Annotated in this window: 41 protein-coding genes; 36 read left to right on the top strand and 5 right to left on the bottom strand. The window is 52.1% G+C overall.

Annotated elements, in window-relative coordinates:
- Positions 1-55: 55 nt before the first annotated feature.
- The 3 genes from kil to NMC31_RS04115 form a co-directional block, all read right to left on the bottom strand.
- Entirely contained in the window at positions 56-208 is a 153-nt protein-coding gene (gene kil / locus NMC31_RS04105) for a host cell division inhibitory peptide Kil (protein WP_097511217.1), read from the bottom strand.
- Entirely contained in the window at positions 205-468 is a 264-nt protein-coding gene (locus tag NMC31_RS04110) for a DUF7446 family protein (protein ID WP_253897052.1), read from the bottom strand. Before NMC31_RS04110 ends, kil begins: the two co-directional genes overlap by 4 nt.
- A 128-nt stretch (positions 469-596) precedes the next feature.
- Positions 597-989 (bottom strand): hypothetical protein, encoded by a 393-nt coding sequence (locus NMC31_RS04115; RefSeq protein WP_174719944.1) that lies wholly within the window; start codon positions 987-989, stop codon positions 597-599.
- Between the two features lie 353 nt (positions 990-1342).
- Between NMC31_RS04115 and NMC31_RS04120 the strand changes: the two genes are divergently transcribed.
- Positions 1343-1753 (top strand): hypothetical protein, encoded by a 411-nt coding sequence (locus tag NMC31_RS04120; protein ID WP_253897053.1) that lies wholly within the window; start codon positions 1343-1345, stop codon positions 1751-1753.
- An 841-nt stretch (positions 1754-2594) separates the two neighbouring features.
- The gene (locus NMC31_RS04125; RefSeq protein ID WP_235174312.1) at positions 2595-2888 is read left to right on the top strand and encodes a hypothetical protein; all 294 of its coding nucleotides are present in this window, start codon (positions 2595-2597) and stop codon (positions 2886-2888) included.
- A 41-nt stretch (positions 2889-2929) separates the two neighbouring features.
- Here the strand turns inward: NMC31_RS04125 and NMC31_RS04130 are convergent, their stop codons facing one another.
- On the bottom strand, positions 2930-3310 hold the full coding sequence (locus NMC31_RS04130; RefSeq protein ID WP_032634788.1) for a hypothetical protein: 381 nt from the start codon (positions 3308-3310) through the stop codon (positions 2930-2932).
- 73 nt (positions 3311-3383) lie between these two features.
- Positions 3384-4094, bottom strand: a complete 711-nt coding sequence (locus NMC31_RS04135) for a S24 family peptidase (protein ID WP_032671516.1) — start codon at positions 4092-4094, stop codon at positions 3384-3386.
- A 117-nt stretch (positions 4095-4211) separates the two neighbouring features.
- On the opposite strand from NMC31_RS04135, the gene NMC31_RS04140 reads away from it, so the two are divergent.
- From NMC31_RS04140 to NMC31_RS04305, 34 genes are all read left to right on the top strand, one after another.
- Positions 4212-4433 (top strand): helix-turn-helix domain-containing protein, encoded by a 222-nt coding sequence (locus NMC31_RS04140; protein ID WP_000608751.1) that lies wholly within the window; start codon positions 4212-4214, stop codon positions 4431-4433.
- 30 nt (positions 4434-4463) lie between these two features.
- Positions 4464-5030: a toxin YdaT family protein gene (locus tag NMC31_RS04145; protein ID WP_253897054.1), complete on the top strand. Its 567-nt coding sequence runs from the start codon at positions 4464-4466 to the stop codon at positions 5028-5030.
- 88 nt (positions 5031-5118) lie between these two features.
- Positions 5119-5313, top strand: coding sequence for a ClpX C4-type zinc finger protein (locus tag NMC31_RS04150; protein ID WP_047721649.1), 195 nt, complete (start codon positions 5119-5121; stop codon positions 5311-5313).
- The gene (locus NMC31_RS04155) at positions 5297-6151 is read left to right on the top strand and encodes a replication protein (RefSeq protein WP_253897055.1); all 855 of its coding nucleotides are present in this window, start codon (positions 5297-5299) and stop codon (positions 6149-6151) included. The genes NMC31_RS04150 and NMC31_RS04155 overlap by 17 nt, the downstream gene beginning before the upstream one ends.
- Positions 6136-7008, top strand: coding sequence for an ATP-binding protein (locus NMC31_RS04160; protein WP_253897056.1), 873 nt, complete (start codon positions 6136-6138; stop codon positions 7006-7008). The genes NMC31_RS04155 and NMC31_RS04160 overlap by 16 nt, the downstream gene beginning before the upstream one ends.
- Complete coding sequence (locus NMC31_RS04165) at positions 7005-7583, top strand: ArsR family transcriptional regulator (RefSeq protein ID WP_253897057.1); 579 nt, start codon at positions 7005-7007, stop codon at positions 7581-7583. Before NMC31_RS04160 ends, NMC31_RS04165 begins: the two co-directional genes overlap by 4 nt.
- Positions 7580-7828, top strand: coding sequence for an XRE family transcriptional regulator (locus tag NMC31_RS04170; RefSeq protein ID WP_213812013.1), 249 nt, complete (start codon positions 7580-7582; stop codon positions 7826-7828). Before NMC31_RS04165 ends, NMC31_RS04170 begins: the two co-directional genes overlap by 4 nt.
- A complete protein-coding gene (locus NMC31_RS04175) occupies positions 7825-8121 on the top strand; it encodes a DUF4406 domain-containing protein (RefSeq protein WP_017693170.1) in 297 nt (98 codons plus the stop codon). The genes NMC31_RS04170 and NMC31_RS04175 overlap by 4 nt, the downstream gene beginning before the upstream one ends.
- Positions 8118-8699 carry a hypothetical protein gene (locus tag NMC31_RS04180; protein ID WP_253897058.1) on the top strand — a complete coding sequence of 194 codons (582 nt, stop codon included), beginning with the start codon at positions 8118-8120 and terminating at the stop codon, positions 8697-8699. Before NMC31_RS04175 ends, NMC31_RS04180 begins: the two co-directional genes overlap by 4 nt.
- 522 nt (positions 8700-9221) lie before the next feature.
- Complete coding sequence (locus NMC31_RS04185) at positions 9222-9677, top strand: YbcN family protein (RefSeq protein WP_253897059.1); 456 nt, start codon at positions 9222-9224, stop codon at positions 9675-9677.
- Positions 9677-9967: a DUF1364 domain-containing protein gene (locus tag NMC31_RS04190; RefSeq protein ID WP_253897060.1), complete on the top strand. Its 291-nt coding sequence runs from the start codon at positions 9677-9679 to the stop codon at positions 9965-9967. The genes NMC31_RS04185 and NMC31_RS04190 overlap by 1 nt, the downstream gene beginning before the upstream one ends.
- Complete coding sequence (gene rusA, locus NMC31_RS04195) at positions 9964-10326, top strand: crossover junction endodeoxyribonuclease RusA (protein ID WP_253897061.1); 363 nt, start codon at positions 9964-9966, stop codon at positions 10324-10326. Before NMC31_RS04190 ends, rusA begins: the two co-directional genes overlap by 4 nt.
- Positions 10323-10463, top strand: coding sequence for a YlcG family protein (locus tag NMC31_RS04200; protein WP_253897062.1), 141 nt, complete (start codon positions 10323-10325; stop codon positions 10461-10463). Before rusA ends, NMC31_RS04200 begins: the two co-directional genes overlap by 4 nt.
- Positions 10460-11149, top strand: coding sequence for a bacteriophage antitermination protein Q (locus NMC31_RS04205; RefSeq protein ID WP_253897063.1), 690 nt, complete (start codon positions 10460-10462; stop codon positions 11147-11149). Before NMC31_RS04200 ends, NMC31_RS04205 begins: the two co-directional genes overlap by 4 nt.
- A gap of 511 nt (positions 11150-11660) precedes the next feature.
- Positions 11661-11885 carry a class II holin family protein gene (locus NMC31_RS04210; RefSeq protein ID WP_253897064.1) on the top strand — a complete coding sequence of 75 codons (225 nt, stop codon included), beginning with the start codon at positions 11661-11663 and terminating at the stop codon, positions 11883-11885.
- Positions 11863-12357 carry a lysozyme gene (locus tag NMC31_RS04215; RefSeq protein WP_253897065.1) on the top strand — a complete coding sequence of 165 codons (495 nt, stop codon included), beginning with the start codon at positions 11863-11865 and terminating at the stop codon, positions 12355-12357. Before NMC31_RS04210 ends, NMC31_RS04215 begins: the two co-directional genes overlap by 23 nt.
- A 100-nt stretch (positions 12358-12457) precedes the next feature.
- Complete coding sequence (locus tag NMC31_RS04220) at positions 12458-12964, top strand: DUF2514 domain-containing protein (protein ID WP_253897066.1); 507 nt, start codon at positions 12458-12460, stop codon at positions 12962-12964.
- A gap of 268 nt (positions 12965-13232) precedes the next feature.
- Positions 13233-13919 carry a Rha family transcriptional regulator gene (locus NMC31_RS04225; protein ID WP_253897067.1) on the top strand — a complete coding sequence of 229 codons (687 nt, stop codon included), beginning with the start codon at positions 13233-13235 and terminating at the stop codon, positions 13917-13919.
- Between the two features lie 140 nt (positions 13920-14059).
- The gene (locus tag NMC31_RS04230) at positions 14060-14266 is read left to right on the top strand and encodes a hypothetical protein (protein ID WP_253897068.1); all 207 of its coding nucleotides are present in this window, start codon (positions 14060-14062) and stop codon (positions 14264-14266) included.
- A 3-nt stretch (positions 14267-14269) separates the two neighbouring features.
- Positions 14270-14908 carry a putative metallopeptidase gene (locus tag NMC31_RS04235; protein WP_253897069.1) on the top strand — a complete coding sequence of 213 codons (639 nt, stop codon included), beginning with the start codon at positions 14270-14272 and terminating at the stop codon, positions 14906-14908.
- Positions 14909-14938: 30 nt separating this feature from the next.
- Positions 14939-15397 carry a DUF2280 domain-containing protein gene (locus NMC31_RS04240; protein ID WP_047642430.1) on the top strand — a complete coding sequence of 153 codons (459 nt, stop codon included), beginning with the start codon at positions 14939-14941 and terminating at the stop codon, positions 15395-15397.
- Entirely contained in the window at positions 15390-16637 is a 1248-nt protein-coding gene (locus NMC31_RS04245) for a PBSX family phage terminase large subunit (RefSeq protein ID WP_253897070.1), read from the top strand. Before NMC31_RS04240 ends, NMC31_RS04245 begins: the two co-directional genes overlap by 8 nt.
- Before the next feature lie 72 nt (positions 16638-16709).
- Positions 16710-17189: an HNH endonuclease gene (locus tag NMC31_RS04250; protein WP_253897071.1), complete on the top strand. Its 480-nt coding sequence runs from the start codon at positions 16710-16712 to the stop codon at positions 17187-17189.
- Positions 17186-18535 (top strand): anti-CBASS protein Acb1 family protein, encoded by a 1350-nt coding sequence (locus NMC31_RS04255; RefSeq protein ID WP_253897072.1) that lies wholly within the window; start codon positions 17186-17188, stop codon positions 18533-18535. The genes NMC31_RS04250 and NMC31_RS04255 overlap by 4 nt, the downstream gene beginning before the upstream one ends.
- Complete coding sequence (locus NMC31_RS04260; RefSeq protein ID WP_253897122.1) at positions 18489-19418, top strand: phage minor head protein; 930 nt, start codon at positions 18489-18491, stop codon at positions 19416-19418. Before NMC31_RS04255 ends, NMC31_RS04260 begins: the two co-directional genes overlap by 47 nt.
- A gap of 3 nt (positions 19419-19421) precedes the next feature.
- Positions 19422-20693: a hypothetical protein gene (locus NMC31_RS04265; RefSeq protein ID WP_253897073.1), complete on the top strand. Its 1272-nt coding sequence runs from the start codon at positions 19422-19424 to the stop codon at positions 20691-20693.
- Positions 20693-21148, top strand: coding sequence for a gp53 minor capsid family protein (locus tag NMC31_RS04270; protein ID WP_253897074.1), 456 nt, complete (start codon positions 20693-20695; stop codon positions 21146-21148). Before NMC31_RS04265 ends, NMC31_RS04270 begins: the two co-directional genes overlap by 1 nt.
- 14 nt (positions 21149-21162) lie before the next feature.
- On the top strand, positions 21163-22260 hold the full coding sequence (locus NMC31_RS04275; protein ID WP_253897075.1) for a major capsid protein: 1098 nt from the start codon (positions 21163-21165) through the stop codon (positions 22258-22260).
- Between the two features lie 9 nt (positions 22261-22269).
- Positions 22270-22566, top strand: coding sequence for a hypothetical protein (locus NMC31_RS04280; protein ID WP_253897076.1), 297 nt, complete (start codon positions 22270-22272; stop codon positions 22564-22566).
- Between the two features lie 58 nt (positions 22567-22624).
- The gene (locus NMC31_RS04285) at positions 22625-23026 is read left to right on the top strand and encodes a DUF7370 family protein (RefSeq protein ID WP_054829867.1); all 402 of its coding nucleotides are present in this window, start codon (positions 22625-22627) and stop codon (positions 23024-23026) included.
- Positions 23026-23214 (top strand): hypothetical protein, encoded by a 189-nt coding sequence (locus NMC31_RS04290; protein WP_045332271.1) that lies wholly within the window; start codon positions 23026-23028, stop codon positions 23212-23214. The genes NMC31_RS04285 and NMC31_RS04290 overlap by 1 nt, the downstream gene beginning before the upstream one ends.
- A complete protein-coding gene (locus NMC31_RS04295; protein WP_253897123.1) occupies positions 23198-23560 on the top strand; it encodes a hypothetical protein in 363 nt (120 codons plus the stop codon). Before NMC31_RS04290 ends, NMC31_RS04295 begins: the two co-directional genes overlap by 17 nt.
- Before the next feature lie 7 nt (positions 23561-23567).
- A complete protein-coding gene (locus NMC31_RS04300) occupies positions 23568-24005 on the top strand; it encodes a hypothetical protein (RefSeq protein ID WP_248129340.1) in 438 nt (145 codons plus the stop codon).
- Complete coding sequence (locus tag NMC31_RS04305) at positions 24002-24388, top strand: phage tail termination protein (RefSeq protein WP_200091831.1); 387 nt, start codon at positions 24002-24004, stop codon at positions 24386-24388. The genes NMC31_RS04300 and NMC31_RS04305 overlap by 4 nt, the downstream gene beginning before the upstream one ends.
- Positions 24389-24402: the final 14 nt, after the last annotated feature.

Here is a 24402-nt window from a genome sequence, read left to right on the forward strand (position 1 = left end):
ACCCGGCACCAGTTGGCTGCCAGTTCGCTTGAAAGTGAGAAGGGGGGTTAGTGGCTTAGTTCGCCAGATTGCGGCCGCGATACCACGGCATGCCAGCGGCTTTCTTCATGTCCTCGACTGCTGCGAGCCACATATTGCCGTCACTGAGAAACAACGCGATTGCTGCTTTGCTTTGCGCTGCCTGTAGCATGTAGTGGTTGATATTCATGAGCCATGCTCCGTTCCACCATTGAATCGCTCTGGCATTTCGTCGTGAATCTCAAGGCTCAACACCGCCACCTTTCCATCACGCAATGGGAAAGCGTATTCCTTCTTAACAACGGTAAGGTGGTCGACAGTCGCACGAAGAACCATGTCTGTTACGTCTGTTTTATTCCCCACCCAACAACTTTTTTCAGGGTTAAGGCGACCTTCATAGATTGTTCCCGTTAATGGGCTGGAACCGATCATCTTGATTGTTTTAGCCATAATCTTCTCCGCGCTTAAGGCCGCGCCGCCGAACGTTTAAACCCAATCCCCAGCAGGGGTTGCTATATCGGATCAAACTCAGTGAATTTGCTTTGATATGGCGATAAAAAAGCCGCCGTAGCGGGTCTTCAGAAATAGTCTTTATGGTCGTGCATCGCTCGCTGGAGGATCACCTTTGCATCTTCAAAGCTGGCAGATTCAAAAGCCTCTCTTATGGCCTTAGCCAGGCAAGTCGCATCGCTTTCATAGTCATCAGCTCTGCTTTCCCAGTTTGATGCCTCTTCTTCAGCCTCATAAAGGCGATCGCCATACTCGCACTCGAGTTCCTGGCGCACTTCATCACGAAGCTTCTCCTTGATAATTTCGGAGGCTTCTTCGATCGGCATTGTTTCCAGAATCGTCTCTGGCTGATGAGTGCCGTATTTCAGTGAGATGTCAGTAGCAAACATGCAACCTCCAAAAAAATGCCCGCGCGCTGGCGGGCCAAGAAGACTTTTCCAATCCAACCAGAACAGGATCATCGTCTCCTGTGCGGTTGAGATGGCAGTATTACCATCACCAAGCATCGGCGCCCGGTGCTTGAGGTTGGCTCTGTCGTTACCCGCTGATGCGGGAGAAATGCTTTGGCGATTGGATGGCCGGTGCTGAACTCCGGCATAAGGCGCTTTTTAGGCGGCTGGAGCTGACTTATTTGCTTAGCTATCCTCGGGAGTCAGTCACGTCCCCCTGCGCATCAGCATGCGCATTCATCCAATCCCAAAACATTCCAGTTAGTGCCGGGATATTTATCCACGCCCGGCGCGTGGTTTCCTTGCTTTCCACAGACAAAGGAAATTGATAAATTGGTTATTCCACAGACAATTAAGGACTAATCATGGATGTAGGATTAATCATCGCGTCCCTTAAAAACGGACTTGGTGCTCTCTCGACGATCCAGAGCAACGAGGTGCTTCGAGAACGCATCGTTTTCATTGGCGAGCAGATTGACGTACTTCAGAAAACCCATGCTGCCACCGAGCAGAAACTTGCCGAAGCGATAGCAAAAAACGTAGAACTTACGAAGCAAATAGAGGCTTATAGGGCACAGGAGCAGTTTGTCCTTCATCGCACTGCGGCCTTTAGAAAAGATACCTCTGGTGGCTATGCAAGGGCGGTTTATTGTCCCAACTGTTTTAAAGCGGTCGGTGCCGACTTCAGTGATTCGACTTTTCATTGCGCTACCTGCGGGTGGTGTTCTGAGTTTGAAAAGAGAGATCTCGATAGTGTGATGAAAACCCTCCCGTAAAATGTCAGGCGAGGATCACTCCCTCGCCACCCCTCTGTTTGTTTACCGTCAGCCCCTCGCAAAGAGCTGCTGGTAAATCGTTTAGCCATCAGCTCGCCACGTTTCAGATAACGCCGTGTAACGCTGTTGTGTGCGATAAAATTGGTCATACATCCTCCAGTGGTTGCTTTGGTGGTGTGGCCTGCACCTAATCAGGCGGCGGTGTTTGTCGCACGGTTCACTCCGCTGCAAGGCATGTTTTTGCGCCACGCTTTGCGTCACACCCCAAAGCAACATCCTTTGGGCCACACTCTCGCAGTGGCCGCGCTCATGCCCTTGAGTTCTTGTCGCTCATCGCCGCTCATAACCGGTGCGCGTCTGGCGTTCGCGCTGCTTTACCGGCATACCCTTTTCCTCGATTAACCCTGACCAGCGGTATGTCGCAGTTCGGACCTGCGTCTGGCTCTCTCACGGAGACTCGGGGCCGCATCATTACTGCGGCTTGAAAGTGCGGCCTGTCCGCTTTAGTGCTTCATTGGAATCACTCCTCTAAGTTGAATCAGCGCCCCATCATCGGAGCGTTTCAAATTGAGTGACTTATCAGCTCATCGCAGCGTGGTCCTCTACACCTACCGTACGCATACGGACTCAGTGCTTACCTCGATCCCATCGGGTGCCATTTCTTTTTGCCAGGAGCGCTACGGCTTGCCTGTCACTCAGTCTGATTTGTTAAAGAAGCAGGCGACTTGCTGTCCGCCGCTGGCTAACTTCGCTCAGCTGTCGATGTTTCGTTTCGATGGAGTAATTAAACATCATGTGGATTTATAGGTCAACACCTTGTGGATTTATTTTGTTGATTTAATTGTTTCTTGTTGATTTTTATGTTGATTTATTTTTTGGTGGTACAAGTGATATGCTGCAAAAAACATCAAAAAGGGATTGGGTAATGGAATTGGATGAGGAAAGGGTGAACATGATGGCTCATGCCGCCGGGCGCGCGGTGATGGAGTTATCGCTGGCGGATCTGCCTGTAACTCAGCAAGCCATCATCGACAAGCTGGAGCAGTACCGAAAGGAGACCGGTAATGTGATCGGGAAAGGTATTAACAGAGATGCTGCGGAGATCGTAAGGAGTGGCAGGAGAGCGTTAAAGTGAAGACACCCGACCTTAAGGCCGGGCGTTGAAAGTGATGGTTGTTAATCAGCCCATCCTGATTTTGTATTAATCGCTGATTCGGCCATGGTGTATTTCTGGACCTTGTCATCTTTGAAGAGGATGGTCAGCTCTTTCTTGGTGCCATTCGTTCCGTTATGGAAAAGCCCATAGAACGGTATGAAAGTAGTGCCGTTAACTTTAACTTTGGCGAAGGCATACTTCCAAATCTCATTGCCGCCATCAGTGTATGACACTGCATCAGGTGATCCAAAGTAGGACTTAACTTCTGCCTTGGTGGTTTTTCCTTCCTGAATTTTAGTCTGAACACTGGTTTCAGTTTCGTTTTTCAGTTGCTGATTTCCAGAAGATGCGCAGCCAACAAGGCCTGTGGCAATAATCACTGCAAGAGCTATTTTTTTCATGTTTCATTTCCATTGATTGCAATCAGAAACATCTTAACATCACATGTAGTTGAGTGAAATATGATTGGTTTTGTTATCTTCTGTATCGCAAAACAGAATACCAAAATACAAACCCGATTATCTCCACATCGGACTCTTCAGCCTCTTCATCGTCATAATCGCGATTGATGCTTCGTATTAATAGCTTTCCACCAGGCTTTCGATAAAGCTGCTTTATGCGCTTTAAATCGCCCTGGTTAATAGCATAGAGTTCGCCGTCAATAATCCGCTTGTTGCCTGTATCGACTGCTACCGTTGCGCCGTCAGGAATAACGGGCTCCATGCTGTCACCAGAAGCGGGAAAGCAAAGCACTCCAGAACCATCACTATTTGCACCCACCCTTCTGAGCGTTGCCTTAGAGAATCTCAGCTTAAATCCATTGTGGTCTTCGCACTGAACTCGACCATCACCACACGCAAATTCAATATCCTTAAGAAATGGCACTTCAACCTCATCAACAGGAAGCGGGGTGTCTTTATCCCATGCATCAACAACTCCCCACTCGGACTCCGGCGGGATGTTGCTCTCCAGATCCTTCTTTGGAGAACCCTCTCCATTTAATAACCAGTCAAGAGAATAACCGAATTTTTCAGATATTTGTTGCGCCGCCTCACGACTTAACGCGTCTCTTTTTATCCAGTTGTTGACGGTCTGTGGGCTAGTCGACAAAGCCTCAGCCAAATCCCGCTGCTTCAAGCCTTCCCTTGCCAGTAAAAATTTAATTCTTTCAGAAATGCTACTCATAAAACCCTCCGCTCCATGCATGGTAAACAACATGTGGATTTTTTCCATCACCATAATGTTGATTTAATCCACATCATGAATTAACATGGTGTTGATTACACATGAGCGGAGCAAAACATGATCAACAAAAAATCCAACGCCAGCACCCCGCTTGAGAAAGCCATTAATGCAGTGGGCGGCTCTCAAAAGGTGCTTGCTGAAAAGGTCGGCGTAACGCCTCAGGCCATCAATATGCTCAAAAAGCGAGGTGGCAGCCTTCCAGTAACAAAAATGCGTAAGTACGAAGAAGTAACGGGACTTCCTCGCGAAGTTCTATATCCAGGTATCTTTGCCGCCTAACCGGCGGCCCTAACCACGAAAGGGAAAGCAATGCATTCACTTACGTATCACGAGAATAACGGATTCACTGCGAGTCCGATGATTTCGGTAAATCAAAGCGTTCCGCGCAATAACAGTAAGCTGACCAGGATCCGCGAAGCTGTTCGCGCCTGGCAGAAGGCAACGCCCGGACAGGCTCAGGTTCACATTTCGCAGCTGGTAGCAAAGGAGTGGCTGACGCGCGGCGGTCGTGGATTGCTGCTGGCCGGTTCTGAGCACAACACCAAGCAGAACTTCTTCCGGATGATTAACGACCCGGGACCTAAGAACGATAAAGGCCTGGTGCTACTGATCCCCGTCATTGTTGATGTGATGGCTCGGGATAACGAGAAAGTGGCGAGAGAGTTCGGTCTTGTCGCAAAGACTGAGGCCGAACTGATAGCCGAGGCCATGAAAGAGTGCACTGAAGCGCATCAGGCGAAGTTACTTGGTCAGCCGATACAACGCCTTGAGAAAGAGGTGAGAGAAGCTGCTGAAGCACTGCTGCGCTTCCTGCCAACTGAATCAATCGCTGCGGTGGTGACAAGTCTGGCCGCTATGGCGCCGGGAGTTATGTGATGGGTACTACCAAAAAAGCGAAAGCCCTTGAAGCGGTCACTTCAAAGGCCCTTATCACACTGTGTTACGCCAAGTAACGGGAGTAAGTATGCCAGCAATAAACGAAAAGGCAAATCAGCACGCAACTCATAAATGCTCTTTCTGCGACAGAAGCAATATTGATAGCGACGTGAAAACCATAGTTGCCGGTCCAGGCGTTGCTATCTGCGATAACTGCATTCTGCTTTGTGTCGAAATTATCTTCAAGAAAGGCGGGGAGGCTGCAGATGAACTTAGCAATTAACAATATCTCACCAATCAGGCCTGATTTGCAGGTCGTGGAGCCGCGCGTGGCAGATCTTGATGATGGCTATACGCGTATTGCCAATGAACTTCTGGAGGCTGTCATGCTGGCTGGATTGTCTCAGCATCAGTTGCTGGTCTTCATGGCTGTAATGCGTAAAACATACGGTTTCAACAAAAAAGCTGACTGGGTTAGTAACGATCAGTTATCTGCCCTTACCGGCATTCTTCCGCACAAATGCTCTGCTGCTAAAAGCTCGTTAGTGAAGCGTGGAGTATTCACCCAAATCGGACGTTCTGTCGGCATTAACAAAACGGTTAGTGAATGGGTGAAATTACCCAAAACCGGTAATGAAAATAAACGTTACCTGAAAGAGGTAAATTTACCTGAATCAGGTAAGGAATGTTTACCCGAATCAGGTAACGACACTTACCCAAATCAGGTAAACACAAAAGACAAACATACAAAAGACAATAAAGACAATATTAATAAACCCCCTAAATCCCCCAAACCGGTTCCGTTCGATCCGGCTGGTGTCGAGCTTCCTGAATGGCTGTCAGTTTCAGTCTGGAAGTCATGGGTCGATTATCGTCGCGACCTGAAGAAACCGATCAAGTCTCAGCAGACGGTTACCCAGGCCATCAACCTGCTCGAGCGTTGCAAGTGCAGCGGATATCAGCCTGAAGAAATCATCAACCAGAGCATTGCGAACGGCTGGCAGGGATTGTTTGAGCCTAAGGGCGCCAAGCAGCCTTCCCGTACTCCGTCACGCGTATCTGAGAACTTCGCTGGCAAGGACTATGGCCAGACTGAAATTCCTGCATGGGCGAGGGACTAATCATGACGCTGGATGAAAAAATCAATCAACTTGAGAAACGCATTGCTGAGCTGAGCCAGCCGCCAGTTCAGCATGAAGATATCGAGCTAACAATCAGCACCGAGAACTGCGAGAAGCATGGCTCATTTGAATGCAGGACCAGGCATTTCCTGAACTCCGTCGTAAAGATCCCGCCACGGCCAAGCTGCTGCCCGGGGTGCCTGAAGGATGAACTTGCCCGCCTGCAGGAAGAGCGAATTAGCATCAACGAAGCAGCCCGCAAAAGAAACATCGAGCGCCTGCTGGATGGACTGAGCATCCCGGCCAGGTTTGAATCCTGTTCACTGGAGAATTATGAACCGGTGAACGAAGAAGCGAAACGCGCCCTGAAGGTCTGTCAGGCATACGCCAGCCGCTGGCCTGAGCGTTTGCAGAAGGGTGGCGGCCTGGTTATGTGTGGCAAGCCTGGAACCGGCAAGAACCACCTCGCATTGGCTATCGCCCGGCATGCAATCACCGAGCACCAAAGCTCAGCTGTGTTCACCACCGCGCTGAAAATTGCCAGGGAGTACAAGTCAACCTGGTCGAAGGGGTCAAGCCGTACTGAAGACGAAGTGATCCGTTACTTCACGAAGCCAGACCTGCTGATTATCGACGAGGTCGGCGTGCAGTTCGGAAGCGACGCCGAGAAGTTGATCATGTTCGAAATCATCAACACCCGTTATGAGCGTATGAAGCCAACCATCCTGATCAGCAACCAGACCCGGGAAGAACTGGCTGCATTCATCGGCGAACGCGTTCTTGATCGCATGAGCGATGGAGGCGGGTGCACTCTGTCATTCACGTGGGATTCTTACCGTTCTAAAGGGGCTGCATGATGGATTCACTGAAACAACGCATTCTGGACCACGTAAAAGCAAATCAGCCGATTACCCGTAAGAACCTTGCACTGGCAATCGGCATTTCTGGTCATGCACTCGACAAAGAAATCGCAGTGCTCCGCGAGATCGGGCTGATTTACAGCATGGCTGGCTTCGGTTACTTCGCCGGGAAGTCGGCCTACGAGGAGTGGCGTGCCGGCATCGGTGGTGAACTCCTCCGCGAGCGCAGCCTGAAGGGCGCGGAGTCCAGCCTGATGTCACGCCGCGAAGGGATGATGACGATCCCATCGAAAATTGCACTGCTGCTGTCGGATGGTCGACGCATGTCATCACCACAGATAGCGGACGCTCTGAGCCTGACAGTGAAGCAGGTGTCAGCAGCAATATGTGAAATGGCAAAGGCAGGCGAAATCAAATTCACCGGGCGCACCGGCCATCGGATTTATCACCTGTCCGGCTTGAAGCGTAAGGCTGAGGTCAAGCGTCAGTCAGTGAATGTGATTTGCCAGGAATGCCGCCAGAGCGAGGCTATGAAGCGAGTATTGATGGTTTGGGGGAGGGTAGGGGTATGAGCGAATGGAGTGATTATCGCTGGATGGTTAGGACCATGGCGAAGGATAACGGTGTAACGCTCATCAGCATCGCCAAGCACTGCGGCGTATCGCACAGGAAGCTTAATCAAATTCTGCAAACCGGGCCATCCAAAGAACAGGAAGAACTCATAGCCGAAGCTCTGGGGTGCGCAGGGTGTGACCTTGCGGAAATCCACAGGCAAATGGGCGAGTTATCAGACAAGTACGGGAGGGCAGGGGTATGAAAATTTACATCGCAGGACCAATGACGGGTTACGAAAACTACAACCGTCCGATGTTTAACGCAGTAGCACAGCAGATGTTATCAGGTGGTCATGTGGCATTAAATCCGGCCACGCTCCCGGATGGTTTATCTCAGCGTGAGTATATGGACATCTGCCTGGCGATGCTTCGCTGCGCAGACGCCATTCACATGCTGCATGGGTGGCAAGAGTCGGAAGGTGCCGTCGCTGAGCATGCCATGGCTAAAAAGCTGGGAATTAAAATTTCTTACCAATTTGAAGGGGCCGCACAATGAGCAACATCGACAAACATGCCGTGCAAGCAGTCGCCGATTTGAAAGCTGGTTACACCCTCGGTAACGCTGACGTGGCAATCCTGAATGAGTTGGCGCGTATCGCGCTGGCATCGCTCGAAGCAGAGCCTGCTATTCACAGCTGGCGTCGTGTGACCGTTGAGCCATACGGCCCTTATCCTTGGCATTACGGTAATTTTATCGGCTTCTCAAAACCCGTTGAGGGAATTGAGGACGAGTATTTTTACTCCGCCCCGTCAGCGCCGGTAGTTCCTCAAGAGGCAACGCCTGAAGATATTGCGATTCTTGCCAGCACATTCGCACCTCGCGGAGTTACATACCAGTGGGATAGTGATGAGTGCAATGCAGCAGCTGATTCATGGAACGCCTGCCGCACCGCCATGCTTCAGGTTGGCAACTCTCCGGCAATTCCGGATGGTTATGTGCTGGTACCAAAGATAGTAACGCCGGAAATCAGTAAAGCGATAAACGAAGTAGGGAATCGCTGTACATGCGGCAATTGTTCTCAGAGATTGTGGGATTTATTGCTCGCAGCAGCACCGCGGCAGGAGGGGATATAGGCCAGTGATACGGGAACGGTACAGACTCAATATCTGTACCATTCAATTACTTATTTGGTTTACTCCATCGACTTCGTTTCGGCATTCCCGGGATGCAGTTCTCAGGCGTAACGGGAATATCACAGGCAGGGCAGACTGCGCCATGTTTGTGATGCCCGTGCTCGCTGGCGCAGGTGAATTTAAACTTGGCCCCCTTGCATTTAGGGCACTTAAATTTGATATTTGGCATCCTTATCCCATGCATCAGCTTTACTCCTTAAAGACAATGTGGAAGAAAAGTATATGCATAAAGCACTGTTTATTAATCAAACGAAACGATGAAATGCTGGTTACTGATTTTGATTTTCCATAATCATTAGGCCATAATCTCCCCGTGGCCTGAACAACCACAACCCAATCCCCAGCGTCGTGAAGAGGAAACCTCATGGCGCTGTATGAAGTTACAATCCGACCTCTTTCACAGATGCTTTCTGGCACCTGTGATTTTCTGCATTCTGCGTTTGGCCTCTGCGGAGGTGAAGCGTGAACATCCCTCAATGCGGCATCAAGCTGCACTCCGGTAATTTCGCCGCTATTGGCAAACTTCTGCAAGAGCAGCTCGAATCTGGCCGCCCATTGCGCTTGCAGGTCAAAGAGTGGCGCGAGAAACGCAGCCTTTCACAGAATTCACTTCTTCATATGTGGCTGGGAGAAATCAGCGAGTACCTTATCGCTTCCGGTCGCACTGACGCCACACCAGAATGGGTTAAGCGCAATCTCAAAAAGACCTACCTCGGATGCGAAGAAGTCACCTACACCGATTTCATCACAGGCACCAAAGAAACCACCTGGGAGCCTCGCCATACATCGCAACTCGATACTGGAGAGATGCATATCTTCCTGTGCAAAGTCGAAGCGTGGTGCGCTCAGTTTGGCCTGGCGCTGACGATTCCTAGCGGCTGCGAATTCCAGCAGTTGCGCGATAAGCAGGAGGCGTGATGGCTAATTTGTGCAAAGCGGCACGCGGCCGCGAATGTCAGGTCCGAATCCCTGGTGTATGTAACGGAAACCCTGAAACATCTGTGTTGGCTCATATCCGCCTGGCGGGGTTGTGCGGCACCGGAATTAAGCCGCCTGATCTGATCGCCACCATCGCATGCAGCCGCTGTCACGACGAGATTGATCGCCGTACGCGCCTGGTAGATGAGGAATATGCAAAGGAGTGTGCGCTGGAGGGCATGGCTCGCACGCAGGTTATCTGGCTGAAAGAGGGACTGATTAAATCATGAACGAATATCGAATTACTCTCCCGTGGCCGCCGAGCAACAACCGTTACTACCGGCATAACCGCGGGCGCACGCATATCAGCGCAGAAGGGCAGGCGTACCGCGACAGCGTCGCCAGAATCATCAAAGACGCAATGCTGGATATCGGCCTGGCAACCCCCGTGAAAATCCGAATTGAATGCCATATGCCGGACCGCCGCCGCCGAGACCTGGACAACCTGCAAAAGGCCGCGTTCGATGCGCTGACGAAATCAGGGTTCTGGCTCGATGACCAGCAGGTTGATTACTACAGCGTGAAGAGAATGCCGATCGTCAAAGGCGGGAAGCTCGAACTGACTATTACCGAACTGGAGGGTGCATGAAAAAGGAGACCATTGCAGCACTTAAAACTCGCTGGCAGCGCCTGCGCCTGTTCCGCTTCTCCGGCTCAGTCCTGACCGATTACCGAATCATCCGTAACGCAGCTCGTCTAATTCAGAAAGCAGGAGCCACGCAATGAATACGCAATATCTTGAGTTTGTTCGACAACAGCTCATCGTGGCAACCGCTGACCTGAGCGGGGCGACGAAAGGGCAACTGGTAGCTTTCGCCGAGAACGCGCAATTCACTGCGACGGCGCGAAGCAGGGGGCGGAAGAAGGTATTCGATGTGAATAAGCAGCGCATGGTTAATCCGGACGGCCCGCCTATGAGCGGCAGCCAGTCGCGTGCAAAAGGTTCATCAATCGCTCTGGTAAGCCCGGTAGAGTTCGGCACCGCATCATGGCGTCGCGCTGTTTTGTCGCTGGAGGAGCACCAGAAAGCATGGCTGCTGTGGAACTACAGCGAGAACATCCGCTTTGAGTATCAGGTGGCGATCACCCAGTGGGCGTGGGCTGAATTCCGGGAGCAGCTCGGCGCGAAGAAAGTGGCCGGTAAGACGATGGAGCGCCTGAAGAAGCTGATCTGGCTGGCGGCGCAGGACGTTAAAGCTGAGCTGGCAGGGCGAGAGACATACGAATATCAGGTGCTGGCGTCGCTGGTTGGCGTAACACCAAAGAACTGGTCAGAGACGTTTACTGACCGCTGGGTGGATATGAAACATATCTTCCTGCGGCTGGATAGCGGAGCTTTATTGCAGGTAACGCGATCACGTTCACAACAAAAGGCGACAAATTTCGACAGAAGTCTTGCAAAACTGGATTGAAATGCATATATTTGATGTAAATCTGATATCGTCGCCATAGCTTTGATTGTCGACACAAAGAATACAAGCCCGAGGTTAACGCCTTGGGCTTTTTCGTTTCTACACAACAGGAAAGAGCATTGGCGTGAAGGGCTCATAACCCAACCCACGCAGCGGCATGGAGTTGGCGCGAAGTGCTCAGTGCTCTGTCCGTTGTGGTGAATGCGCAGGCTGATGCGCTAGAGACGGCACCCCCTTAATGAGGACTGCGCTATCTCTGGAGAAAAGTCTTGGGGCACACGATGCCAGAGAAAGCCGGAGATCAGCACCGGCCACCACAAACCAAACCCACTACCTGGGACCCTTCGGCCATAGAGCCGACATTGCCTTACCATCATATTGCCAGCCGCGCCGCTGGCTTTTTTATTTCAGGTTCCGGGAATCATCCTCGACACGCTTTGTTGTTAAATTCAGCCCGAGAACCTGACCCTATTCAAACACACAGCACCCGCTAACAACGCGAGGTGAGAGCATGTATCGCATGGAAAAAATAACCACTGGTGCTGCCTATGGCGCTTCAGCCGGGAGCATACTAAACGGCATGCTTAATGCCTACAGCCCCGAGCAGTGGAACGCTATCGGCGTGCTGGTTGGTATCATCATTGCCGTACTGACGTATCTGACAAATCTCTATTTCAAGATCCGCGAAGACAACCGTCGCAGCAGGAGCCGAGATGAACCCTACACTCAGAAATAAACTGATGGGCGCCATTGTCGGTGGAGCCGGTGCAATTTCTATTGCGGCTGTCATGCTGGGCAATGCAGATGGGCTTGAAGGGCGACGCTATTACGCCTACCAGGATGTTGTCGGCGTCTGGACTGTTTGCGATGGGCACACCGGATCCGACATTCGCCGCGGTCACCGTTACACCGATAAAGAGTGCGACAACCTGCTTAAGGCAGATCTGCGAAAGGTAGCAAACGCCATCGACCCGCTGATCAAGGTTCGCATCCCTGAGCCTACCCGCGCCGCGCTTTACTCCTTTACCTACAACGTTGGATCTGGTGCCTTCGCCAATTCCACGCTGCTGAAGAAGTTGAACTCCGGTGATGTTCCGGGTGCATGCAAAGAACTGCAGCGCTGGACGTATGCCGGTGGCAAACAGTGGAAGGGTTTGATTACCCGACGTGAGATTGAGCGCGAAGTTTGCGAGTGGGGGCAGAAATGAAATACCTGCCTTCAGTAATATGCATGGCGGCCGCAGGGCTCATTGCGGCGAATGGCCATGATGGATGGGGATGGTTTCTCTTTGTGGGGGTAATCCTGCTATGAGCCTGCGCTCTCAACTTATTGTCGCTGCATTGTTGGTGGCCGTTGCATTCATCGCCGGTAGTGTATGGAGCAGCCGCGGTTGGGAAAAAAAGTGGGCCGAACGTAATAGCGCGGAATCATCGCAAACAGCGAACGCGCAGACCGCAGCCCGCATGATTGAACAAGGGCGAATTATTGCCCGTGATGAGGCTGTAAAAGATGCACAAGCACAAGCTGCTAAATCTGCTGCCACTGCTGCTGGTCTGTCTGCCACTGTTAGCCAGCTGCGCACCGAAGCAACAAAACTTGCCACCCGCCTGGACGCCGCAAAGCACACCGCAAATCTTGCCGCTACCGTCCGAAGCAAAACAACCGACGCCGACGCCAGAATGCTCGCCGACATGCTCGGAGATATTGCAGCAGAAGCTAAACGTTATGCTGGAATCGCTGACGAACGCTACAGGGCTGGGATGACGTGTGAACGTATTTACGACTCGGTTATGAAATCAAATAACGGGAGGTGACCGTGCAGGATGAAGCTCGTAAAAAGCTCGATCCTCTTCAACGAGTGATTGCACGGGGCCAGGCATCCGTTACCACCTGAACAACAATGAGCCTCGCAATAGCGGGGCTTTTTTATACCCGAATTTCACCGCGCACCGCATGCGCACAATAACCACCGAACCAGACCCTTTGGAATGAGCCGTTGAGGATGTCAGTTAGTGCTGGCGAGCCTCGGTGGGCTGACTTCCTATGCGGCAACGGTTCATCTCAAAGAGCAGGTAAAACGCCATGCAATTAGTTGAAATCAAGAAACTCGACCTAGTCACCAACACTGTAGCCATCGCCGAAGGTGTTGGGCGAGATCATGACACCATCATTAAGTTGGTCGACCGAAACAAAAGTGACCTCGAGGAGTTTGGAAGGGTCGGATTTGAAATCCGCACCTTGGATACGAAGGGCGGTAGACAGAAGCAAAGGGTCGCATTGCTAAATGAACAGCAGACTACTTTGTTGATCACCTACATGCGAAACAACGAAGTGGTTCGGTCGTTTAAAAAGCGGCTGGTCGCTGAGTTCTTCACTATGCGTAGCGCGCTGACGAAGAAGAAAATTGATCGCAACTCTGCACGCCTGGAATACAAGCCAATGACCGACGCTATCAAGCATGAGCGGGAGGCGCAGGGTAAGCAGATTGCCCCGCATCACTTCAGCAATGAAGCCGACCTAATTAACCGCCTTGCGCTGGGCATGACAGCAGCCAAGTTCCGCGTGCATCACGAAATCGGGAAGAAAGAGCCGATCCGAGATTATCTGACGCCGGAACAGATTCACTGCATCACCGAGCTACAGCGCGCCAACACGGTATTTATCAGCATGGGTTGGGACTTCGAGCAGCGGAAAGAAGTGCTACGCGGCATGTTCGAACGCAATCACCGCCAGCAGCTTATCGAAGAACAGCACCGCCTGGCGGCATAACCACAGATTTGTGGTTTTAGAGAGCCACTTTCACAACGGCTCTTCATTCCAAAGCTCATCTACGGGTGGGCTTGATAATGGATATACCCTATAGCGGATAATCAACCACATATCCCCATAAGCGGATAAAGAGGCTCTCAATGTCCGACATCTACCAAATCACGCTAACCACCCAAACAGGCGAAAGCTTCACTGGCAAGATGTCACGACGTCAGCCTGAGCTGGTTAATGGCTTTGTGCCGCTGGCGACCGAAACGGGAGAGTGGATGTATTTTGCTCCGGCCGATGTGAAGCGCGTGGAGTTCACGCCTGTATCGGCAGAGCAGACTGAACAAACAACGGAGTAACCCATGGCTAACGATGACGAGCGCAGGCCTTATCCGCCAGTTAACTTCATCGCCTCCAACAACTGGCAGCCATACACCAGACTGATCCCAGCCAATGAAGTGCATGAGTGGATAAACCGCCAAATCATCACAGATACCGGAAGCATCCATAACCCTGACCACGAACACCTGCTTGAGGCTGACATCTGCTTCATGTGGGCGTCTGACTCATTCCCTAAGAAGGGGCGCTTAGTCCTCGGTCAGGCCGAGCAGGTAATGCTCCGCGCCGGTGGCTGGCAGAAAGCCAGAATGGAACAGCAGATGTATGAATGGTTCGGGAGAATCCCGAAGTTCATCATCACGCTGGCGGCTGATTACTGCTCACAATGCAGTGACCTCGAATTCTGCGCGCTGGTAGAACATGAGCTTTACCACATTGCCCAGGCCACCGATGATTTCGGCGCGCCTAAGTTCAACAAAGAGACCGGGCAGCCAGTGCTTACACTGCGCGGCCACGACGTCGAAGAATTCACTGGTGTCGTACGTCGATACGGTGCCAGCAAAGAAGTACAGGAGCTCGTTGATGCGGCCAATGCGCCAGCAGAAGTGGCTCACATCGATATAGCCAGATCATGCGGGACGTGCATATTGAAGCTGGCATAGACTTTATTAGGATTGTCATGGAGGTAACCGATGGCAGCATTATCGACAGAGGTTAAAGCCTTCATCGTTCAATCGCTCGCCTGCTACGAGCCGCCAGTAAAAGTCATTGAGCTTGTAAAGGCTGAATACGGCATCGATGTCTCGCGGCAGCAGGTGTCGCAATATACGCCCGGCAACGCAATGGCGGCCAAGTTGAGCCAGAAGTGGATTGACCTGTTCAACGCTACCCGTAAACGATTCCAGAATGAGATCGCCGACATCCCGATCGCAAATAAAGCGTACCGGTTGCGCGTTCTCGACCGAATGGCGACCAATGCTGAAAAGATGAAGAACTACGGCATGACCTCGCAGCTTATCGAGCAGGCCGCCAAAGAAATGGGCGATGCCTACACTAATCGCCAGAAAGTCGAGCATACAAGCCCTGATGGCAGCATGACGCCGCAGCCAACAATCATCCAGCTACTGCCTGTTGAGCCAAAGCATGAGTAACGCCGTTCAATTGCCGATCCCCGCGAAGCTTGCGCCACTGTTCACCGCCGTGAATAAGCGTTACCGATGCTCGCACGGTGGACGTGGCAGCGCCAAGACCCGCACATTCGCGCTGATGACTGCCGTAAAGGCGTATCAGTCGATGATGAATGGTGAAAGCGGGGTGGTACTCTGCGCGCGTGAATTCATGAACTCGCTGGAAGAGTCGAGCATGCAGGAGGTGAAACAGGCGATCCTGTCTGTTCCCTGGCTGGCTTCCAACTTTGACATCGGCGAAAAGTACATCCGCACCATCGACAAGAGCGTTAACTACGTGTTCTGCGGTCTACGGCATAATCTCGACAGCATCAAGTCGAAAGCGCGCATTCTGCTGTGCTGGGTAGATGAGGCTGAATCAGTCAGCGAAATAGCCTGGCAGAAGCTGAGCCCGACAGTTCGTGAAGAAGGCTCAGAGATTTGGGTGACGTGGAACCCGGAGCGCGACGGTAGCGCCACGGACAAGCGTTTCCGCAAAGAAGCCGGCGACGACTGCATTACCGTTGAGATGAACTACACGGATAATCCGTGGTTCCCTGACGTGCTGGAAGGTGAGCGACAGAACGACCAACGCCGCCTCGACCCGGCAACATACGCATGGGTGTGGGAAGGTGCTTATCTCGAAAACTCCGATAAGCAGGTATTGGCCGGTAAATACCGGATCGCTGAGTTCTCGGAGAACCTCTGGAAAGAGGCCGAACGTCTGTTCTTCGGAGCTGACTTCGGTTTCGCTAAAGACCCGAACACTCTGGTGCGCTCGTTCATCCTGCATAACCGGCTGTACATCGAATACGAGGCATACGGGCAGCAGACAGAGCTCGACCACATGCCAGAGCTATACGACACAATCCCAGGATCGCGTGACTGGCCCATCAAGGCCGACTCCGCCCGACCCGAGACGATTAGCTATCTCAAGCGGCAGGGATTCAACATCTCAGCCGCTGAGAAATGGCAGGGCAGCGTTGAGGACGGGATCGCACACCTTCGTGGATTCGACGAAATCATTATCCATCCCCGCTGCAAGAACGTGGCGCGTGAGGCTCGCATGTGGTCGTACAAAACAGACCGCATCACTGGCGAGGTATTGCCGAAACTGGCAGACGGTTTCGAACACTGCTGGGATGGCATTCGGTACAGCCTTGACGGACATATCAAACGTAAACAGCAGGGGGTCGGCATGATGATACCTAAGCGCCTGCTTTAATCTGACGGACACGACATGAACAAAAACACATCCTTTTTTAAGGATGCGCTTGACTACAACCCAGAAACTTGATTGTTTGTCTGGAAAGTGCGTCCGAGAGATCATTTTTCCACTGATCGTGGATGGAATTTATTTAACTCGACGAAGGCCGGAAAGGTCGCTGGGACAATATCTGAACAAGGATATTTAAAAATAAACTTTGGCGGAACAATTCACCGCGCTCATCGTCTGGCATGGCTGTTCTGTCATGGTTATTACCCCGCCGAGGATATTGATCATATTAATCACATCAGGTCTGACAACAGAATATCCAACCTGAGAATTGCGTCGATGAAAGAGAACCAGAGGAATCAGAGCTTACACCGCAATAACAAGAGCGGGCATAACGGCGTTCACTGGCGTAATGACTGCCAAAAGTGGCGGGCAATGATAATGGTTAACGGAAAAAGCAAGCATCTTGGGTATTTCTCAAATATTGAAGACGCAGTTAAAGCTAGAATCTTAGCTAACGAATTAAGCGGGTTTCACAATAATCACGGAGCATCTACATGAGCAAATTACAGATGGCCGTGAACCATGCAATAAATGACGCTAGGCTTGCTCGCTCAAGAATGGCTCTGCTTACCCCAAGCCTTGGATTAGACGCAAAAAGGAATTGTGCCTGGGCGGAATACGGCTTCAAAGAAGAGCTAACCTTCGATGACCTGTACAACTTATATCGACGCGGCGGCATCGCCCACGGCGCGATAAACAAAATCATTTCCGCTTGCTGGCATACCAGCCCGGAGATTATCGAGGGGGAAGAGGAGGACGAAACTCGCGACATTACCGCGTGGGAAAGAAGTCTTCTGCCTGTGTTTACTCATCGCTTCTGGCGATCGTTTGCTGACGCTGACCTGCGCCGTCTGGTTGGGCGCTATTCTGCCATCCTGCTTCATATCCGCGATGGTAAAGCATGGAATCATCAGGCAACGAAAGGGCGAGGGCTTGAAAAAATAACAGTCGCATGGGCTGGCTCAGTGAAAGTTAAGGAGTGGGACATCGGTCTGAACTCCAGGACCTATGGGCAGCCGAAGATGTGGCAGTACACCGAGAGGTTGCCTAATGGCTCGACCCGGCGCGTTGACATCCATCCCGACCGCATTTTCATTCTGGGTGATTATGCCGACGATGCTATTGGCTTTCTTGAGCCCGCCTATAACGCTTTTGTCAGTCTGGAGAAGGTGGAAGGCGGTTCCGGTGAGTCATTCCTGAAGAACGCAGCACGCCAGTTAAGTATTAATTTTGATAAAGAGGCGAAACTGGATGAAATAGCCAGGGCATACGGGGTTGATTACAGCGAACTGAACGAAATCTACGATAAAGTAGCCCGTGAAATGAATATCGGAAACGACTCAGTTCTTATTACCCAAGGGGCCAATGTCGCTCCGATTGTGGCTGCTGTATCCGATCCCTCTCCAACCTATAACGTTAACCTGCAAACCGCTGCTGCCGCACTTGATATACCGACAAAAATACTTGTTGGCATGCAGACTGGTGAGCGGGCCAGCACCGAAGACCAGAAATACTTCAACACGCGCTGCCAGTCCCGGCGAGAGGACTTGTCATTCGACATTGAAGATCTGTGCGACAAATTGATTGAGCTTGGTGTCATTGATGCTGTGGCAAAGAAAACGGTTATCTGGGATGACCTGAACGAACAAAGTTCATCGGAAAAACTGGATGCCGCGCAGAAGATGTCGCAAATAAACAGCGCATCGCTGGCGACAGGCGAGCAGGTGTTTACTGGTGAAGAGATTCGTGTAGCGGCCGGGTATGAGGGTTCACCCGAACCACTTCCAGAGGTAGATGATGACGAAGAGGAAAGCGAAGTCACCGATACTTCCGGGAAACCTTAAAGACCCGACGGGTGCCGACCGACTTGAACGCGGGGCAATGAGCGAGTTCGCCAGGCGAATGAAGCGAATTGGCAAGGCGTACAACGATATTCTCGACCGCATCCCTGTATCACCATCAGTAAACCAGCGCTACACCTTCGACCTTGATTCCACTCAGCTATCAATGCTCCTCAGCAATGCTTCATTGCTGGTTGATGAGATTTTGGGTGCAGATAACGAGACAGGATTCTGGTTCTGGGCTGATTACGTCAACCCGGCGTATCAGCGCGGCACGGCGCAGGAGTTTGCCAATCTGGCGCAGCAATCAGCCGTGTACGCTGCCGGACAGGAAAGCGTATCGACAATCCTTCTCAGCGAACCGTACCGACGTAGGCTGATTCTTGTTCGCGCTCGTACCTTCGAGGAAATGAAGAACCTCAGCGCCAGTGTGAAAGCGGATATGGCGCGGATACTGACCGATGGACTTGGGCGCGGACAAAATCCACTGGAGATAGCTAAGCGCCTTACTGAGCAGACGGGGATTGAGTCTCGCCGGGCTAATCGTATTGCCAGGACGGAGATTACCACCGCGCTGCGCCGTGCGCGCCTGGACGAAGACGACGAAGCCAGAGAACGATATGGCATCCGTACAAAGCAGATGCACATATCAGCGCTCAGCCCGATGACCCGAAGCACCCATGCCGCGCGTCACGCCCATCTGTATACCGCAGAAGAGCAGCGGGAGTGGTGGGCTAAGGATGCAAACGGCGTGAACTGCAAATGCTCCACGATCGCGGTTATGGTCGATGAAAGCGGCAAGCCGTTAAGTGACACCATCATCGATAAAGCTAAGAAAACATTTAACACAATGAAAGCCCGTGGCTACCAATGGGCTAAGGGTTAACTCATGCCAATGCAAGTTAATGTCACCTCGAAGGTGAACAGTAAGGCCATCCGGCGCGAACAGCACAACGGACGTGAGCACTGGGTTGTTCCTTCATACACCCTTCCGGCGAACGTGGTCATGAACGGAGGTCTGTATCCGGCCAGTGAGATTGACCAGCACTACAGTGGCCTGGAGGGGACACTGGCACCGCTTGGACATCCACAGGTCAACGGTCAGTTTGTTTCTGCTTTTAGTCCTGAGGGGCTGAATGTGGGTTATGTGGGGGCATGGAACAAAAACGTCAAGAAGTCCGGCAACCGCGTCTACGTCGAGAAGTGGATCGATACAGAAGTGGCAAAGCGCACGGATGACGGAAAGCGCCTCCTTGAGCGTCTTGAAGCGCTGGAGAAAGGCGAGGATGTTCCGCCAATCCATACCAGCGTTGCCGTATTCCTGGAGGAGCTTGAAGCGAACGATGAGCAGAAAGCTCAGGGGGCTTCATGGGTTGCGAAAATTCACGCGATGGACCATGACGCCATCCTTCTGGATGAGGTTGGCGCAGCTACGCCAGAACAGGGGGTAGGGATGATGGTAAATGCTGATCTTGCCACTCCACTGAAAGCTAATTCCGGCGCTCTGGTGGGGGAAACCTATCGCGAGCGTGAGCGGAGGCTGGAGAAGGCAGCGAAAGATAAATTCGCTCCTGGCGAGAAAGAATACGCCTGGGTGGCTGACTTCACTGACTCGCAAGCGGTAATCATCCTCAACAATGGCGAGCCGAAGGTTTACGGATACAAGTCTGAAGGCGGAAAGATTGTCTTTGATGATATCGGGACAGAGGTTCAGCGCCAGAGTTCATGGGTTGCTGTCGTCAACAAACTCAAATCTTTTTTCACACCGCAGGAACAGCCTGCACCAAACCACAAAACGGAGGGCGACATGCCTTTAACCAAAGAAGAACTGGAACAAATCGGCAGCATGATCGGCCAGGCTGTTGCGACCAATACTGAAGCGGCTATTAAGCCTCTCGCGGAAAAGGTTGATGCACTGCAGGCCAATCAGAAGCAACTCGCTGACACTCTAACCGCCAATACGCGCGCAGAAGAGAAAGCCAAGCGTGAAGCGGTTGCGAAGGTCCATGGCGAAATCGTCGCCAATGCGCTGTCTGGTGAGGCATTGGATGCGATGTTTAAAACAATCGGCGACTCTGCACCGCTGGGCGCCAATTCCGCGCAGCAGCAGAATGAATCTGGCGCACCGGACCCTAAAACCTATTTCGGAGGTGCTGCGTAATGGCTCGCTATCGCCGCGTTAATATCGACGGTCAGTCTCTGTACAAGACCGAAACCCGCGCCACTGCAGCAGCCTTGCTGCCAGGTACCGCTGCTGTCATCAACGACGATAACGAGTTTGCGCAGGCAACTGAACTCGCCGGACGTCTCTACATCATCGACGTTGCCTATCATCAGGGTCTGAAAATCACTGAAGCAGTGCCCGCCGGCGACTCCGCCGTGGGTAACTACGTAGAAGAGGGGCGCGAGTTGGCGCTGCTGTGCGTGGCGGGAACTTACGCCAAAGACGATCCAATCAAGTTGGGTAGTAATGGGCAATTTACCAAAGCTACTGCAGACACCGATTCGGTGATTGGCTATAGCCAGGACGATGCGACCATCGCAGCCAGCACTACCGATTTCATCCGTGTGCGTATGCGCGTCGGTACCGTAGCCGCTGCAGATGCTGGCGCTTAATCAGGAGAATAAGAATGTATTTTACCGCTGAAACACTGGCTACGAATGGCCGCCTGCGCGGCCACTGGAATGAGCTTTGGGCCAACCGTGACATCTATAACGCCCAGCACGACATGATGGTCAACGCGTATCGCACGCGCATGACTCATGAGATGTTGGCGGCGAACGCTATCGGTGGCTTTACTCGCGAGTTCTGGGCCGAAATTGACCGTCAGATTATCCAGATGCGCGATCAGGAAATTGGCATGGAAATCGTCAATGACCTGATGGGTGTGCAGACCATTCTGCCAATCGGCAAAACTGCAAAGCTGTATAACGTCTCCGGCGATATCGCTGATGATGTCTCTATCAGCATTGACGGTCAGGCGCCTTACTCTTTCGACCATACCGAGTTTGGCTCTGATGGCGACCCTGTTCCGGTATTCACTGCTGGTTATGGCGTTAACTGGCGTCATGCTGCAGGGCTCAGTACCGTCGGTATCGATCTGGCTTTGGAATCGCAGTCGGCCAAGATGCGTAAATTCCACAAAAAACGCGTCAACTTCTACCTGAACGGCGATGCCAGCATCGTTGTAGATGGTATGCCGGCTCAGGGCATGAAAAACCACCGCAACACTCAGAAAATCAACCTTGGTAGCGGTGCTGGCGGTGCCAACATCGACCTCACCACTGCAACCCCGGCGCAGTTACTGTCTTTCTTTGGCCCGACCGGTCCGTTTGGTCTGACGGCTCGCACCAACAAGGTGACGGCTTACGACAAGCTGTGGGTGAGCCCTGAAGTCTGGGCCAACATGTCTAAGCCGTATCTGGTGGATATCAACACCGGCACAAATGCGCTGCTTAGCGGAACCGTTCTGGATGCGATCAGCAAGTTTATTCCTGCTAAGTCTATCCAGATGACCTATGCACTGGAAGGTAACGAGTTCCTGGCGTACGAGCGCCGACAGGATGTGATTTCTCCTCTGGTAGGTATGGCTGTGGGCGTTGTACCGCTCCCGCGCCTGATGCCGCAGAGCAACTACAACTTCCAGATCATGTCCGCAGAAGGTTTGCAGATTAAGAAGGACGGCGAAGGCCTGTCCGGTGTGGTCTACGGCGCTAACCTGGCTTAAGGAGCAATCATGGCTGAAAAATACGAAGTGGTTAAGCCGTGGCACGGCGTTGCGCTTGGTGACGTTGTTGAGCTGGGCAAAGTTCATCCGTCGCTGAAACCGCATGTGCGCAAGCTGTCCGATAAAGCTGCTGCGGAACTGGTACCTGCAACCCCGGGCGCTGGCACTGACAACAAAGCGCGCAAAGAGGCAGTCATTGCCCGACTCGATGCGCTGGGAATTGAGCATAAAGGTAACCTCGGTCTGGAGAAACTGACCGAATTGCTACCGGAAGGTGAATTCGAAAAGCTTTTCCCTGCTGAATAACAGCCGCCGCTGAGGCGGTTTTTTTATGCCCTCTTCGGAGGGCTTATCAGAGGCTCGCATGATTACCACAGAACAGGCCAAGGAATATCTGGAGTCAGTCGGTATCACGCTGCCAGATTTCATCCTGCAGGCTCTTTTAGAGCAGGCTGGCAGCATTCAGGAGTGTCTGGATGCGCATTACCCTCCCGCAACCGCTCTGCTAATACAGTCCTACCTGCTGGGGCTAATGGCGCTGGGGCAGGGTGACAAATACATCAGTTCTCAGACAGGGCCCAACGGCGCATCACGCTCATTTCGGTACCTGTCTTTTGCTGACCGATGGAAAGCCTCTCTGGGGCTTCTGAGGGGACTAGATAAGTATGGATGCGCTACAAGCCTGATCCCGCCTGATCCGACTAACACCGCTTTTGCTGGCATCTGGATTGCCCGAGGCGGCTGCATGTGCAACGGGAGTCGATGATGGCGTTGATATCGGTCAAGCAGAGGCTTCCTGAGCCCTTCGTAAAGGTCTGGGTTATCACTGACTGCGGGCGGCGGGTCACGGGTTACGTTAAAAGTAACGGTGAATGGTATTTGCTGTGCCGGAAGGTAGCCGCTGAGAATCCGGAGATTATCCGGTGGGAGGATGATAGTGTCAGCCACGGCTAACTGGTCTTACACCAATGTCGCCACTGTCTACCCTCGCGTCTATGACGACTGGAACAACACCTGGACAAACGGCACCCCATACCTGATTGACTGCACCTGGACGGCAAACAATGAAGTTGCTGTAGATGCCAGCGGGAAAGAGTTCACCACGAACCTGATTTTCTTCACTGAACTGAAGCGTAACGGCGGCGATGCGACCATGCCGAAGCGCGACTGGTACATCGCAAGAGGTGACACAACGGCGCAGGCCGATCCGCTGAAGGCTGGTGCCAATGTCATCAAAGCGGTGACTGAATGGGATATGTCACCATTTGGTGAGGAACCCGATTATAAGGTTATGACGTGAGGTAATCATGCCCGTTAAAGGTATCAAGCGTGTTCAGATGAACACCCGTAAGGTGCTGACAGAAATTGCCGGGCCACGCACAGAAAGAGTGCTGACTGAGGTCATGATTGTCGGCTCGTCTCACGCAGCGTTACTCACCCCCATTGATACCTCCACACTCATCAACAGCCAGTACAGAAAACTTGAGCCAATGCCAGGAGGAATGCAGGGAAAGGTCGGGTACACGGCTGCATACGCTGCCGCCGTTCATGGTATGTCCGGGAAGCTAAAAGGCCAGCCGCGTGAACACTTCGGCAAAACTCGCGCTGGAAAAGAATTCGGTGGTGGCACAGGAAAAGGTAACTATTGGGATCCTGATGCCGAGCCGGGATTTCTGACTAAAGGCTTTGAGCGTGACGGTCTCAACGAGATAAAGGCCATCATCAAGCAAGGGTACAAAGTATGACACGTAGCGAGGTGTATGACGCGCTGAGAGCGTGGTTGCAGTCGCATGGATTTGATGTTGGTTATCGTGTTCAGAGTCGATTCTGGAAAGATTCTGAAGAATCAGCAGGCGATCGCTTTATCGTTATACAGCAGAACGGCGGCGGCAAGCCAGAAGAGGCGATAACCCGCGATTATTTCCGAATCCTCCTCCTGTCAGGTCAGAACGACAGCAATATTAACCAGGTTGAAGACCGCGCCGACGCTATCCGCCAGGCGATGATCGACGACTACAAAACTGAGTGCATCATCTCGATGCAGCCAATCGGCGGCATCACCGCCATCCAAACCGAAGAAGGTCGTTACCTCTTCGATATTTCCTTTCAAACCATCATTTCCCGATAAAACGGAGATACAAA

Source organism: Pseudocitrobacter vendiensis, from assembly GCF_943590815.1.
GTDB classification, from domain to species: Bacteria; Pseudomonadota; Gammaproteobacteria; order Enterobacterales; family Enterobacteriaceae; genus Pseudocitrobacter; species Pseudocitrobacter vendiensis.